This is a genomic window from Xanthocytophaga flava, from assembly GCF_030068545.1.
GTDB lineage: Bacteria > Bacteroidota > Bacteroidia > Cytophagales > 172606-1 > Xanthocytophaga > Xanthocytophaga flava.
Map to the genome: position 1 here is coordinate 187,546 of NZ_JASJOR010000005.1, position 14,790 is coordinate 202,335.

Genomic DNA, 14,790 nt, shown 5'->3' on the forward strand with positions numbered 1-14,790 from the left:
AAAAAACAATACAAAGAAAGAAATTCCAAAAGATATACTGAGGTCTGTCCAATTTGGAGAATTGTTCCGAATAAAAGGTGTCTTACAGAAATATATTCCTGTTGGACTTTTCCTGATCATTAGGCTTTATCTTTAAATCGTTTGTATAGGAATAATTGCCATTTTTCTTCTGCTACTCCTGCTTTGTCCATTTCAGCTCTGGCTAATGTAAAAAACAAGTCAGATAGCCGGTTGATATAGGCAGGTATTGCCTCATGTACCTCATCTGTTTTAATTAATGATGTGAGGCTACGTTCTCCACGACGCATCTGGGTCCGAACCATATGACACAAAGCGGAGATCTCATTACCACCTGGTAGTAAAAAATAGTCTGACGGGGAGGTCATCTTTGATTCTAACTCATCAATCCAGTTTTCACAAAACTCAGCGCCATCTTCAGGCATAGGATTCGTGTTTACTTTTTTGGTATCCGAAGGTCGGGCCAGATGTGACATCATATCCATCATATCTTTCTGAATTTTATGCAGATTTGCCTGCCACTCATGCTCAGAACCTAGTTTGACACGTAGTAAGCCAATGGTTGAATTAACTTCATCCAGTGTACCGATACATTCAACTCGGACATCGTCTTTGTCAACACGTTTGCCTCCGAAAAGTCCTGTAGTACCTTTGTCTCCTTTACGGGTATATATTTTCATGGTTTTGTGAAATTTAATAGTAAAGTTATAAGGGAATGGTTACCATTCTCTTATAACTTTACATTCTATATTAGAAGGTAAAACTGTAACGCAATGTGAAATTTCTGCCTGGCATATTGTAGCCTCGTTTTTCATAATAGTTTTCGTCTGTGATATTATTTACCAGCAGACTTACTGTGTGCTGATGGGCATAGATATAAGAGGCTGCCATATCAATCACCATAAAGACCGGATACTGAATTTCCGGATATAATAAATCATTATAGTCTGTATCCTTTCGATGACCGACATACCGTCCGTTGATCCGTAAGGAAGCACCTTTCATGTTATTGTATTCAATACCATAATTCATGGTAAGCGATGCTATATTGTAAATGTCTTTACGAGTTGTACTACCATCTGTACCTATGGTGACTTCCTTTGCATGAGAGATAGAGGTAGCGTTTGCAAATACACGGAATGAGTATGCATACTCTTTTAATGCTCCAAAGTCATAGGCTACCTCTGCTTCCAGACCGCGTATCTCACCTTTATTCGCATTTATATAGGTTGTTCGGGATTTGATTGTATCTCCATTGACCGTAAATTCAGGTGTTGTATAACGGGTAGTACGACTCGTAATACGATCTTGTACTACTGTAGAGAAATAGGTGATATCTGCTGTAAATCCAATAGCAGGTTTGATAAACCGGATTCCTGCATCCCAGGTAATGCTGTTTTCATTAGTCAGCTCTGGGTTACCTTGAGTAATGGCAACTGATTTGTTGCTGCCCAATTGAGAAAATCCCGCCACCTGATAGGCATCCGGAGTCACAAATGCACGGCCAATAGTAGCATGCACTTTCAACGGTTCGATAATCTGGTATTGTGCACCCAAACTTGGACTTAGAAAAGGATTGGTTTCATTGCCTGGCGTATAAGTAGTAAGAAGTGGAGTTGCTTTTACATCAAATGTAATTCTGTCAAACCGAAGGCCTGGTGTTACTGTCAGGCGGTTATTCAGGAAGAAAAACTGACCTTGTGCATAAATGGCTGTTGAGTGTAATGCATAGTTAGGACTGTAAGGTCTTGTTTCTGTCGTATCATTGGAATAGGAATGTGTTTGAATAGATACACTAGTATAGTCTATACCCAGAGTAAGTTGATGAATACCTAGTTTCAGTACATCTTTTACCTGTATTCCCTTCCAGGAAGATTGACTTTGGTAAGAACGATAAGGTGGTATTTTTACACCATTATTTTCGAGTGTATAATTATCAGATGTTTCCTGAGCAGTATATCCCTTTAGGCTAAGCTGGTGAATGCCCATTGTGCCAGCCAGACTTACTTCGCCATTTGCCCGACCAATGTCTTTGGTACTAGGCTGGGTATTTCCATATTCAATGTCACTAGGTGATTCTATACTATGTGCCAGAAAACGTTCTCCCCGAACATCCAGACGCCAGTTGGAAGTAAGCTGATAACCTGCCCGTAGCGAACCCGAATAATAACTCAGTTGTGTATAATCTCTGCGGATTCCATCACCACGGCTGTCATTGATTTCAGTAGCAGGTTGTTTTATATAATATTTGATGGCCGTACCTCCATGAAGTGCATTGCGCAACCAGTTGTCTTTTCCGGTTTTATAGTCATCATTGCGACTAAAGGATTGAAAAGACAAATCAAAGTCTAGCTTCTCTGTCAGATTGCCTCCCGTTTGACCACCAATACGTAAGGAACTATAGGAACCATATTCTGCCAAAAGAGAAGAGTGAATTTTATCTGTTGATTTTCGGGTAATGACATTCACCACACCACCCATTGCCTGAGCTCCATAGAGTGCAGAGGCTGGTCCTTTAAGTATTTCAATACGTTCAATACTACCCGGATCAATAGTTGCCAGGTTTACGGTACCTGCCGGGCGACCATCTACCAGCAAAAGTGTACGTTGATTGATGCCACTAAACTGAGGCCGAAATCCCCGTATACTTACACCTCCCAGCAAACCAGGATACTGTAATACACTGACTGAAGAGTTCTTCTTTACCAGATCTATAGCGTCTATAAAGGATGTTTGTTTAATATCCCTTTGGGAGATAATATCGATTTGCTGAGGGATTCGTTCTTTTTCTATAGAAGAACGGGTTGCCGTAACTACTGTTTCTTTTAATTGATAAGACCAGATAGAATCAGCTACCTGTTGTTGAGCAATACCTGATTGAACAGTTACAAGAAACAGAATAACAGCGAATATAAATAGAATAATAGATAGCCTTAAGTTCACAGTTCAATTTAATTAAATGAATAAAAACAATGAGCTGAACGCAAGGACAGGCATATCACTTCAATCTTAATAATAGATTGATGATGAGTACTATGCACTGTACTTTTCTCCCGAAAGCTCAGCGGGTATAAATCTCATCCAGGCAGGTCTTCTGGCTCTCCTGACTTTTGATTGTCTTCCCATCTGATAACAGACAGTGACATGGTATATCAAAAGCTTTGTAAACAGGATTACAGCAGCGGGGACTGCTCCGGATTTGCACCGGATTCCCTTTTAAGTCTACCTGATCAGATCGAAGAGGTAAACACCTGTATGTGAAAGCTAAACAAGCTTCTACTGGTATTTTTGATTTAAATTAGTATCAGGTAATTGTACTTATTTGTTTTTTCCATAGTTGAAGTGCAGCTAGCACTTCAGCCATAGAGTTGTATTTTACAGAAATTCCGTTCTGATAAAGAGTCCAGTCAGGTTGATTGTTAGTAAATAAAGCCTCTATTCTATATGCACTTGTCTGGTCTGTTTCGATACAAAAACCTTCCCGTTGTAGTGCGCGACGTGTCCAGAATACCAAATCCTTATGACCACTAAGTCCAATGACAGGACCCTGGCTATCGTTATGTAATACAAAGCTTCCTGTTGCTTGGTCAAAGTGAAGTCCTTTGCGGGCGAAGGCTGATTCAAAGGCTCCTTTGAGTACAAGGTCTTCAGGTGTACCCACCTCTAAGCTGCCATCAGGTAGTAAGATCCATACTTTGTCTGCTGCCTGTAATGCTAAGTCCAGCTCATGAGTGGAGAGCAGAATAGCTTTCTGGGTTTTCTTTGCCAGTTGATGCAGCAATTGCATCATTTCCACACGACTGGGTAGATCCAGATGGGCTGTTGGCTCATCCAACATAATCATGTCCGTATCCTGTGCCAAGGCACGGGCCAGCATCACTTTTTGGCGTTCCCCATCGCTCAGGTACTGAATAGAACGATGCTGGTAGGCTGTTATACCTATCACATCCATTGCTTCATATACTTTGGTCACATCCTTAGCTGTAAGAGTACCCAGCCAGCTTGTATAGGGGTAACGTCCCAATGCTACTAGTTCATAGACTGTCAGATTGCCTGTTCCTACCCGTTCTGTAAGTACCATACTTAGCTTTCGAGCTAAATCCTGGGGTTTTAAATCAGACAAGGGTAAATTGGTAATACTAATATAGCCTTCCAGCGCAGGATGTAAACCTGCAAGTGTACGCATCAGCGTAGACTTACCTGCCCCATTTGGGCCTAGCAGGCATACCAGCTCTCCCTGCCATAAGTTCAGCTGCAAAGGACCCGCTATTTTATATGTTTGTTCTTTAGATAGACGATAGCCAATTGACAAATCAACAGCAGTGAGTATAGATTTTCTTGCTGTCATACAAAGGATGCTCTTAGATTACTTCGGGTCACAATAATCCATATCACAACAGGAGCACCCAACAGGGATGTCACTATATTGATAGGTAGTACTGTCTGGCTGCCTGGCATATGTGCAATAAGATCACAGGCCAGCATTAATAATGTACCAATGAGACAAGTGCAGGGAATCAATACCCGATGATTGGAAGTATTAAATAACGAACGTGTTAGCTGTGGTACTGCGATACCAATAAAGCCAATGGGTCCACAGAAGGCTGTAATACTACCAGTAAGCAGACTGGTGCTTGCCAGAATAATGGCTCGTGCCCATCCCACTGTCAGGCCCATACTTCGGGCATAATTTTCACCTAATAACAAAACATTCAATGCTTTGGATGAGGCAAATGCTAATACTAGTCCCACTATTACTGTAGCTGCCAATACATATAGATGATAGTCTGTTACCCCTCCCAGTGAGCCGAATGTCCATAGTATATATTCCTGTAACTGTTCTGGCTGACTAAAATACTGCCATATACTGATAACAGATAAGGTTATAGTTCCAATCATAACACCAACAATCAACAGTACTACATTGTCTCGTATACGTCCTGCAATCAGTACTACCAGAAATAAAACCAAGGCCGAACCCATTGAAGCTGCTACTACAATCAGCCAACTACCAGAAATACCCAGTTGCCGGATAGCTGGCATACTGGTAATATGTCCATTGGAAAGCATTACTACTGCTACACCTAGTGCTGCTCCTGCTGTGATACCTAGTTCTGAAGGGCCTGCCAGTGGATTGCGAAACAATGTCTGCATTTGCAGGCCACTTACAGATAGACCACATCCAACCAATACAGCTGTAATGGCTTTGGGAATACGAATTTTCTGAACAATATAAAGCCAGGCTGTTTGTTCGGATGTCTGCTCAAATAGAATACGTACTACCTCCCGAAAAGGAATAGATACAGAACCCAGCATAATATCCAGCAGAAAGCCTGTAATGATGAGAAAAATTAATGAACTCACCACGATCTTTCGGAAGGAGGAATGGGATTTGGACATAGTACGGCCAGCCTCAGTATTTTGGGAAATCATTGTACCTGTTTGTAATACACCAGTTCGTGATCAGGCAGTAATTCCGGATGAAGTATCTTAATCATATCTGCTAGTATCAGGTGAGGACTTACCGCGCCAGACTCCCAGTAGTCGTTAGCTCCCTGTTCATTGGTCCGTTTGTTATAATTATATACTTTACCTGTTTTGAAGGAGATAAAGTCCCCATATCGTTTGTCTTTGGCCAGAATATCCTGTTTGGTATCAATGAATCCTACATTGAGCCAGTATTCAGCTTCCAGTGCTATTGGATACACAGCTTCAAAACTGAGAGGCAGGCTACCTGTAGTTTTCTCATTTCGCCAATGATAATCTGTGCCCGCATCTTCAAAAAAGTGAGCCATGTAGCTATCTCCATCCGGAAGAAACCAGGTGTCCTTGTATGTCATACCAGTAATGATACTTGGCTTATGTTTCACATTGCGGGTTAGGTCCGACAATCGTTTATACTCTTGCGCAATTTTTACAAACTTTTCATTTGCAAGTGCTTCTTTGTTGAGTAAGGCTGCCATTAACTTCACCCATTCAGCACGTGCCAATGGAGTAGTTTCTACCCATTCAGAATTAATCAGCACAGGAAGGCCTGCATCTGTAAGGGTTTTATAGTGATCCATCCGGGCTGTTGCGCTTCCCACTGTCATAACCAGGTCAGGATGCATCGTAATCAGCTTTTCTTCATTGATTGCTTGATCGTTGCCAACTTCTGTGATTTCTCCTTTGGCAATTCGTTTGAGTACTTCTGGGGAGGAAACATATTTCAAATTGCCCAACCCGATTAATGTATTCTGGGCATCAAGAAAGCTAACCAGACCTACGTGCATAGACGACATGCCAACCAGATTACGGACAGGGATCTCAATTTTCTGATACAGATCATAGCCTGCGGGACGTGGGGTGCCACGTTGTAGTAAAAGGTAACGTGCTGTATCTCCTTTTGCTTCAAAAGGATTGAAGATATGCACTATCTTATAATGGTTGAAGTATTGGATGGTAAATCCTTTGGCATACTCAATCTCAACTTTATCCGGAAAATAGTTTTGCTGGATAGCAGTGGTTTCTTCTGCGGAATCTGATTTGGATGAGGAACGGCAACTGGTCAGTATTCCAGTCAGACAGTAGAGAGCTACTATCCAAGATGAACAGCGAACCAGTGAAGGCAGCGACAAAATCCTTTTGTGGCTGCTTCGGGTTAGGTTTTTTTTTGTTTTCATGAATACATGCGCCTTTCTTCCGAAAGCGATAAGTATGAAACCCCAACAGGCAGGTCTTCTGACTTCCCCAGATCTGACTCCTTCCCGCTCAATGTAAAAATGAACAGTGGAATAGCAACTTGTCAGTCTCGGATAGGACGGGGTTACAGCAGCGGAGACTGTTCCGGATTTACACCGGATTCCCTTTTAAAGTAAACACTACGAGTTGTATCGCTTACTACCTTCAGGAATGGCAAAGCTAAGAAAATTTTATGGATTTGGTGAGAGAAACAAAAAAGCCCGATGTTATAAGTATGAACATCAGGCTGGTAGTGGAGATCTATATAAGATAAGTTTTACAACTGACTTAACAGTTTATCTCGCATTCCCCAAGCATTTTTATTCTGAGGATTTGTCTCTGTTGCTTTGGTATAGAAAAGGATTGCCATTTGGGGGAGTCCCTTTCGCATATAACATTCACCTATAAGTTCATAGTTATAGGACGTATCCTCAGGCTTGCCGTTCAATAACAAACTTAGTTGGAAAATACGGATTGCTTCATCAAATTTTTGTCTTCGCATCAGGTATTTGCCCGTGCTGATGAGATCGCCAATCTCAAATGAAAAGTCATAGATGTCTTGTTGTGTTTCCCGAATATGACGATAAAAAGCCAGCCCCTGTTCAAAATCCTTTAGAACCTTTTCCCGTAGGTCCAGATATACTGATTTTTTGGGTAGAGAATAGGGTTTGTCATGTAAAATAGCATAGATAGCATCTTTCAGTGGATATACTTTAAAGTTCTGATTGTTGGTCATCAGAATAATGGTGATGCCTTCTTTTACATTGCAGGACATCAAAGCCTCATAGTTAAAATTGGAACCATGATGCTGATGCCAGGTCAGTTGTTGGTTTTCAAATTCAGTGCTGCCGAGACTGGTTTCATTATCTCCAAAGCTTTCTGCCAGTTCCTTAAAAGAAGTTTCAGAAATGAGTTGATAGGAATGCAGACAAGTTGTCCATTTGTAAAGATCTTCTACGGGTAATCTAAGCCATCCGGTAAGGCTTTGAGTAAAGTTGGCAGGCTCTACAAAATTGTTATCAAACGGACGTGCTGTAGTTACATCGACAGTATAGGCGTCAATAACTGTTTGGGACATTTTACAGGGTTTGAAAATGTATTTCTTTACAAATTCCGTATAAGAGAGTCCAGAGATCTTTTCAATGATCCAGCGTTGCAGATACACATTGAGGTAACTATAAATAAAAGCAGTACCTGGTTCAAATTCCAGTTTAGGCAGCTGAGTCAGAAAGGTGCGAACCTCTTCTTCGGAACTTGCATTGGACGCAGGTAAGCCACTCGTATACTGAATCAAATGTTTTATCTGAATCTTATCAGCCCAGGATGGAAGAAAGGTAACATATTTTGATACTTTGTCCTCCAGCTTTAGCTTTCCTTTTTCTTTTAAAATCATGATACTTACTCCATTAAACTCTTTCGAGATAGAACCTATGTCAAAGCGCATAGAAGGAGTAAGCATTTTGCTTTTTGCCGCATCAGCGTAGCCAAACGAAGACAGATAGATAATCTTGCCTTTTTGAGCTACCAGTGCATTGCCATTAAAGATTCCGCGTTGGTTTGCAGCTTGTAACAGTGAGTCAATGCGTTTGATCTTATCTGTCTGTGCATAGCTACAGGTAATAAGAAGTACAAATACAAAAATGAAGATAGATTTCATAGTTTACACAGATTGCCTGGGGATAGTAGTTTTTTGCAATAGTATAAACAAGGATATGCTTTGTGATGGAAAACTAGCTAAACTGCTCTATATTCTTGTGAATGACTTGAGTTCAGTTTCTAGTATATACATATTCGTTTTACCTTTAGGAAATTAAAACCTCATATGAAGCAACTGTATATATGGAGCTGGTATTTTGTCTGTATTACTTTTTTATCTTCCTGCCAGTCTCAATCTGTTGCCAATCTGTCTACTGAACCACTAATTTCCAAACCACGGTTTCAGATAGGTGATAACCTTCAATGGGCTGCTACAAACTATAATGATAGCCACTGGATGTTGCAAAGAGGTGATACAAAAGATAAAGTATTTTGGATAAGAATTGCTGTTACACTGCCTCAGCCATCTACAGATCATCTAGGGCTTGCTATTCATTCATTTGGGGCATTTGAGTGTTATTGGGATGGAAAACTAATAGGAAAGAATGGTATTGTACAGGATAGTCTGAATCAGGAAATACCTGGAATTGTCGACAGTTATTATCTGCTTCCTGATTCTGCAGTAGTGACTGGTACACATACACTAGCTTTGCGTATGTCACAGGCATATATAAGTGATAACTACCGACGAGTTAGTGCTCGAATTACCGACTATACCTCTCTGATACGATCACCTTTATTGCAAACCTCCTTTATGTGTATGCTGGCTGGCGCATTTCTTATGACATCATTGTATTACCTGTTTTTATATAGCCAAAACCGAAAGAGATATGTGGTATTGATGTTTGGTGTGGTTTGCTTTCTTTTTTGTGCATTGCTGATGCTGGAATACCTGAAATTCTATATAGATATTCCTTACACACATTTTTATACGCGACTGGAAGTTATAGGTATCCTGACACTTATTATCGCTTTTTTGATACCCTGGTACTTTGCCATACAGTTTACATTACCTAAAAAGTCTGTCTTTTTATCTGTTATGGGAGCCTGCCTGCTTGGTATCTACATATTTTACTATGGTCATTATGATTTGACAGCCCAGTTACTTAGTTTCTCTATGTGGATTTTTTCCGTTGGTATAACTGTAGTTTCACTCCAAAAGCATTTCAAAGAAGCTTTGATTGTACTCGTAGGTTTATTGGCAAGTCTTGTGGTACATATTCTTGTATATTATGATATCAGTCTGTTTGTAAGTTTTGTATTGATTGTTTTGTGTATGTTGTACCTAATGGCTGTACGTACCCGTGAACAGGAAAAAGCGTATGAGTCGTCGTTGTTGCTTTCGGAGAGATTAAAAAATGAATTATTGAGAAAGCATATTCAACCTCACTTTCTGATGAACACACTAACCTCTCTTATCGATTGGGTCGAAGAGTCTCCTAAAGAGGGAGTAGTTTTTATTGAAGCACTGGCAAAAGAATTTGAATTGCTCAGTGTAGTGGCTGAGCATTCCCTGATTCCCATCCGACAGGAAATAGACCTATGCCAAAGCCATCTGATAGTGATGAAATACCGTAAGGAAATTAACTACCAATGGAAAGAATTAAACATTGATCAGGAAGAGTATATACCACCAGCAATTTTACATACGATTCTGGAAAATGGTATTACTCATAGTCTGCCATTAGAAGATGGCTCTATTCGATTCCAATTACATTTTGAATCTACTCCACAAACAAAAAAATACGAACTAACTGTCTTTGCCAGAAATCGTCCGGTTCAGCCAGGGAAGACGGGTACAGGTTTAAAATACATACAAGCCCGGCTGACAGAAAATTATGGTTCGTTATGGAGTTTGGAAAGTTGTGCAGTCCCAGAAGGTTGGAAGAGTACCATTACCATTTATCATCCTCACCGTGCTATCAGATAGACAACCAATACTCCTAATGCTGCATACAATGTACCAATTTTAATCAGCATGGCTGTAGTTTGTCTGCGGTCTTTGATAACTTCTCTTTTAAAAGTCGAATTGGTTTCTGTCGCTCTGATTTTTTGAATAGCTTCCTTTCCCTGAATAGAATACAAAAGTTTTTCTTTTAGAGAAGGATTATCGTCTGCCAGTTTAAAAAGCAGATCTGTACGTTGCATACAAACAGCATGGACTATGGCACTAAAATAACGTCTTTCACTGTCGTCAGATAACTCTATCAGGTTATTTTTTAATTCTGTATAGGAGATAGTAGAAATGTTGTTGACTGTATGCTGAGTAAGTTGACTGCGGGAACTTTTGGCTTCTATGACACTGTCTCGTATAATTTTGAGTCTGTTATCTGCAAAAACCCTGAAGTCCTGATAATAATCCTGGGTATTCGTAAACCTATCCCAGTATCTGTATCCTTCATAGAAGCTATAGTGATCAATAGGATACATAGCATTGACTTCTACACTTAAGGTAGAAAAGTTAGTATGCCAATAGCCATTATTTATGTATTGGTTAATTTCTGTTTCATTAGTAACTGTATCTATTTCTATCTTTAAGACTTTCTTGTCAGGTGTATCTGATAAGAGTACATATAACTTATTCTGATCTTTTTGGATCTTTGTGTTTGTGCCAATGAAAAGATATGTATCTGTACTTCTCTGCCTTGATAATGTATCAGTTTGAATGAGACTATAACTAGACCCCATTGGTTTATTCCAGTAACCTAATCTGAACAGATAAGCTGACTGATCATTTATTTCAATGAAAACAGTGTGTGTTTTTTTTGTACTGGAGAGAAATAGTTTTTTAGAATTACCTTGTCCATAGACAGTTACCAGACAGAAGCTAATTGCCCAGATAAATACTATATTTTTCATCTTTGGTGAGTGTAGGTTTATAGTTGTAGATTACCATATAGATGCTGTTTTAACTGAATAGTTTTATAATAAACCTAAAATAATTTTAATTATATAGCATATTTATGTGTTTCCTGAATTCTTATTTAAAACAGAAGCAGAATTACTACAATGAAAATCCTTATTGTAGAAGATGAAGGACGTATTGCCCGGCGACTGGAACGAATGACTCGTCAGTTTTTTACAGATACACTAGAAGCACTTCATGTTTGTGAATCACTGGAAGAAGGTCAAGCTTACTTAACTACTCACACCTTTGATCTGGTGTTGCTGGATCTGAACCTGAATGGTGCAGATGGCTTTGAGTTATTAAAAGTTGTTGTTGCAGAATCCTTCCATACCATTATTGTCTCTGCTTATAAAGACAAAGCTATTACCGCCTTTGAGTATGGTGTGCTGGATTTTGTACCAAAGCCTTTTAGTGAAGACCGGTTAAATCAGGCTTTTTTACGAGTTTCTGCCAGAGAGAAAGTTATTACCATGGGAGTCCGGTTTCTGGCTGTGAAAAAGAAAGGGAATAGTATACTTATAGATGTTCAGGATATTAGCTATATCAAAGGATCTGGTATTTATTCAGAGCTTCATTTGAAAAATGGTAAGAAAGAGATCCATGATAAATCACTGGAACGCCTGGAACAACTCCTACCTCAGACATTTGAACGAATCCATAAATCGTATCTGGTGGAGACTTCACAGATCAAAGAAATTATAGTCCAGTCAGGGAGTAGCTACAAAGTTCTGCTTACCAATGGAGAGTTATTACCTGTGGGACGTACACGATATAAGATATTAAGGACAAAATTATTTGGAAAGGAATAAGTTTGAATGCAGATAGGGATTTAAGGAAAAATATCAGGCTTCTGATATTATTGGAAGTTTATCATAAGTCTGATGTTTTCTAAATACAATCAGAATATTGATATTTTAAAAAACTGACCAGAATTCGAATATTTCCGAGATGTGACCATAATTCAGGTCAAACTCAAAAATGATTCGAATTCTGGTCAAAAACAGTTTTGATCAACAGGCTTTCCTTGCTATTTGTTGTTGTACTGGCAACCAGAATTTAAATCTTATTTCTCATAAATCAGGTGCTCATCAAAGCCCATTTCTACCAGTTGTGTATACGCATCCAGGATGTCTTCTGGAACATCCTGATAACTTTGAAACCCTTTTTTGGGGTAGAGCTGGATACGCTGAAGATCACCGATCATAATATGAATCACATCTTCCAACTGGATGTCTGGAGTGGCGTAATCTTCAAATGCAATTTGTGGAGACGTAACCCGTATATCAATCTCAGGACCTGGCCATTGTTTCTGAAAAGTAGCATAGGCTCTACGTTCCATATAGGGCTTTTGAACCAGAATCAGACTTTTTACATCTATATTATGGTAACGAAGAAGAGCATAGGTCAGAGAAATGTTTTCACCTGTATTTCGGGATCTGCTTTCTGTCAGAATCTTTTCCGGAGGTACTCCCATGTCCATCGCAATACGAGAAAATATTTCAGCTTCAGAGTCGGACCATAAGCCTTCTGTAAGTCGGCCTAATCCTCCGGAGAATACAAGCAATGGGGCATACCCATCAAGTAAAAGCTGTGCTCCCCGTTCGGCAACCCGGGTATCATGGCTTCCTAATACAAGTATACAGTCAGCTGGTTGAATGGTATGGTGGACATGGTGATAATCCCATATGCGTTTGGCAAGGGAAAGAGTGTGAGGATCTAAAGACATAGAATTTAGTTTGTAACAGAGTGGCAATTGGATTAGTACGAAGAATGATAAATATCTGCTTGGTTTTGAGTTAGATAGATAATTAGGTCATTCATATGATTTGATTCTGCGCCGAATTTCCCTCATTTGGGGATAGAAAAAATTTTCTTTTTTTATTTTTAAATTGGATTTAACAAATATATAGCATTAAATTGCTTTTATCAAGCCACTTTCACCACTTATTATGCCTGTATTTTTAGCATTATCAGGAATTCTGCTGTTAATTTTTCTTATCTCCTATGTCCGGCTGGACACATTTATTTCATTCATTCTGGTTTCTATTGGGCTAGGCCTTGCTACAGGTATGTCTGTAACCAGTATTGGCAAATCTATTCAGACCGGTATCGGAGGGACACTGGGTGACTTAATATTGATTATGGGGTTTGGAGCCATGCTTGGTAAGGTAGTGGCAGAAAGTGGTGCAGCACAACGTGTCACCCAAGCCCTGATACAGGTATTTGGTAGACGATACATCCAATGGGGTGTTGCACTGGCTGGTTTTATTATCGGGATTCCTCTTTTTTACAATGCCGGATTTATTATCATTGTGCCTCTAATCTTTACTATTGCTTCAAGCACTCAGTTGCCCTTATTATATATTGCTATACCTATGTGTTCTGCCTTATCGGTAGCACATGGCTATCTGCCTCCTCACCCTTCTCCACTGGCAATTTCTATCCAGCTTAAAGCCGATATAGGTGAAACGTTATTATACGGATTTCTGGTAGCTATACCCGCTATTGTTGTAGCAGGGCCATTATTTGGTAAAACCTTACGAAACATTCAACCTTTGATTAAACCGTCTCTTTTTCAGGCTACACCCTTAAAGGATTCTGAATTGCCAGGTTTGGGAGTTAGCTTATTTGTTACATTACTCCCATTGGTATTGTTGTCTCTTACCTCTATTATTAAAAAATTTGAGTTCGACTCAGTAATTATTCAGCTGGTTGCAGAACCTTATATTGCTATGCTAATTTCTGTATTACTGGCAGTATATCTGCTGGGATTACGGAGAGGGAAAACAATGAAAACTATGATGGTTCAGCTGGAAGAAGCTTTTAAAGCTACTTCTGTGATTTTACTGATTATTGCAGGAGCAGGAGCTTTGAAACAGGTGTTGAATGATAGCGGTATCAGCCAATACATTGCAGAGCGCCTGATCACTTTACCCATATCTCCTCTGATACTAGGGTGGCTGATGGCTGGTGCTGTTCGGATTTGTGTAGGGTCTGCAACTGTGGCAGGTCTGACCGCTGTAGGTATACTGGCACCTATGATTCAGCAACAAACAGGGATTAAGCCTGAACTAATGGTACTATCCATTGGAGCAGGTAGCCTGATGTTATCTCATATTAATGATGGCGGATTCTGGATGTTTAAAGAATATTTCAATCTCACTGTAAAGCAAACCTTGCGTACCTGGACTGTGATGGAAACCATTGTCTCTGTAGTAGGACTGCTGGCTGTATTAGCCGTAAACGCACTAATTGTATAATGGTATCCACTGGCTCTTGTCTTGGCATTTATTTTTTTGATATCCTTTACATACAAGACCTTTACAATTTTCGTATAACTGATTTACTTCCTGAATCTGGAGTTGATTACCTCTTTGAATTATAGCAGGCTTCCAACAAGAGCAAGACGATTTTATTCTGAAAAGCAGATAAACTGGGATTCTGTAAAGATTTTTCGACCGAAATCCGGTGACCTTATGTATGTAAGACTTATACATAGATAAGATTTTACTGGACAGAAGTTGGAAAACTGATTTATGATCTATAGA

The 14,790-nt window shown here is 39.6% G+C and carries 11 protein-coding genes and 2 riboswitches; of the genes, 3 read left to right on the forward strand and 8 right to left on the reverse strand.

Features of this window, described 5'->3' with window-relative positions:
• Window positions 1-119: 119 nt before the first annotated feature.
• From QNI15_RS09780 to QNI15_RS09805, 6 genes are all read right to left on the reverse strand, one after another.
• A complete protein-coding gene (locus QNI15_RS09780) occupies window positions 120-698 on the reverse strand; it encodes a cob(I)yrinic acid a,c-diamide adenosyltransferase (protein WP_314031569.1) in 579 nt (192 codons plus the stop codon).
• Window positions 699-768: 70 nt separating this feature from the next.
• Complete coding sequence (locus QNI15_RS09785; RefSeq protein WP_314031571.1) at window positions 769-2,961, reverse strand: TonB-dependent receptor; 2,193 nt, start codon at window positions 2,959-2,961, stop codon at window positions 769-771.
• 124 nt (window positions 2,962-3,085) lie between these two features.
• Window positions 3,086-3,288, reverse strand: a riboswitch (cobalamin riboswitch).
• 34 nt (window positions 3,289-3,322) lie between these two features.
• Entirely contained in the window at window positions 3,323-4,366 is a 1,044-nt protein-coding gene (locus QNI15_RS09790; RefSeq protein ID WP_314031572.1) for an ABC transporter ATP-binding protein, read from the reverse strand.
• The gene (locus QNI15_RS09795) at window positions 4,363-5,451 is read right to left on the reverse strand and encodes a FecCD family ABC transporter permease (RefSeq protein ID WP_314031573.1); all 1,089 of its coding nucleotides are present in this window, start codon (window positions 5,449-5,451) and stop codon (window positions 4,363-4,365) included. Before QNI15_RS09795 ends, QNI15_RS09790 begins: the two co-directional genes overlap by 4 nt.
• The gene (locus tag QNI15_RS09800; RefSeq protein ID WP_313997693.1) at window positions 5,448-6,680 is read right to left on the reverse strand and encodes an ABC transporter substrate-binding protein; all 1,233 of its coding nucleotides are present in this window, start codon (window positions 6,678-6,680) and stop codon (window positions 5,448-5,450) included. Before QNI15_RS09800 ends, QNI15_RS09795 begins: the two co-directional genes overlap by 4 nt.
• A 31-nt stretch (window positions 6,681-6,711) precedes the next feature.
• Window positions 6,712-6,920, reverse strand: a riboswitch (cobalamin riboswitch).
• A gap of 95 nt (window positions 6,921-7,015) precedes the next feature.
• On the reverse strand, window positions 7,016-8,395 hold the full coding sequence (locus tag QNI15_RS09805) for a serine hydrolase (RefSeq protein ID WP_313997695.1): 1,380 nt from the start codon (window positions 8,393-8,395) through the stop codon (window positions 7,016-7,018).
• A gap of 165 nt (window positions 8,396-8,560) precedes the next feature.
• Here QNI15_RS09805 and QNI15_RS09810 point away from each other — a divergent pair, with 165 nt between their 5' ends.
• Entirely contained in the window at window positions 8,561-10,264 is a 1,704-nt protein-coding gene (locus tag QNI15_RS09810) for a histidine kinase (protein ID WP_313997697.1), read from the forward strand.
• Here the strand turns inward: QNI15_RS09810 and QNI15_RS09815 are convergent.
• Window positions 10,246-11,193, reverse strand: coding sequence for a hypothetical protein (locus tag QNI15_RS09815; protein ID WP_313997699.1), 948 nt, complete (start codon window positions 11,191-11,193; stop codon window positions 10,246-10,248). The two genes, QNI15_RS09810 and QNI15_RS09815, sit on opposite strands and share 19 nt — an antisense overlap.
• Before the next feature lie 150 nt (window positions 11,194-11,343).
• Between QNI15_RS09815 and QNI15_RS09820 the strand changes: the two genes are divergently transcribed.
• Window positions 11,344-12,051, forward strand: a complete 708-nt coding sequence (locus QNI15_RS09820; protein WP_314031575.1) for a LytR/AlgR family response regulator transcription factor — start codon at window positions 11,344-11,346, stop codon at window positions 12,049-12,051.
• A gap of 254 nt (window positions 12,052-12,305) precedes the next feature.
• Here QNI15_RS09820 and QNI15_RS09825 read toward each other — a convergent pair whose 3' ends face one another.
• Window positions 12,306-12,968 carry a YdcF family protein gene (locus QNI15_RS09825; protein ID WP_313997703.1) on the reverse strand — a complete coding sequence of 221 codons (663 nt, stop codon included), beginning with the start codon at window positions 12,966-12,968 and terminating at the stop codon, window positions 12,306-12,308.
• Between the two features lie 223 nt (window positions 12,969-13,191).
• On the opposite strand from QNI15_RS09825, the gene QNI15_RS09830 reads away from it, so the two are divergent.
• On the forward strand, window positions 13,192-14,502 hold the full coding sequence (locus QNI15_RS09830; RefSeq protein ID WP_313997705.1) for a gluconate:H+ symporter: 1,311 nt from the start codon (window positions 13,192-13,194) through the stop codon (window positions 14,500-14,502).
• Window positions 14,503-14,790: the final 288 nt, after the last annotated feature.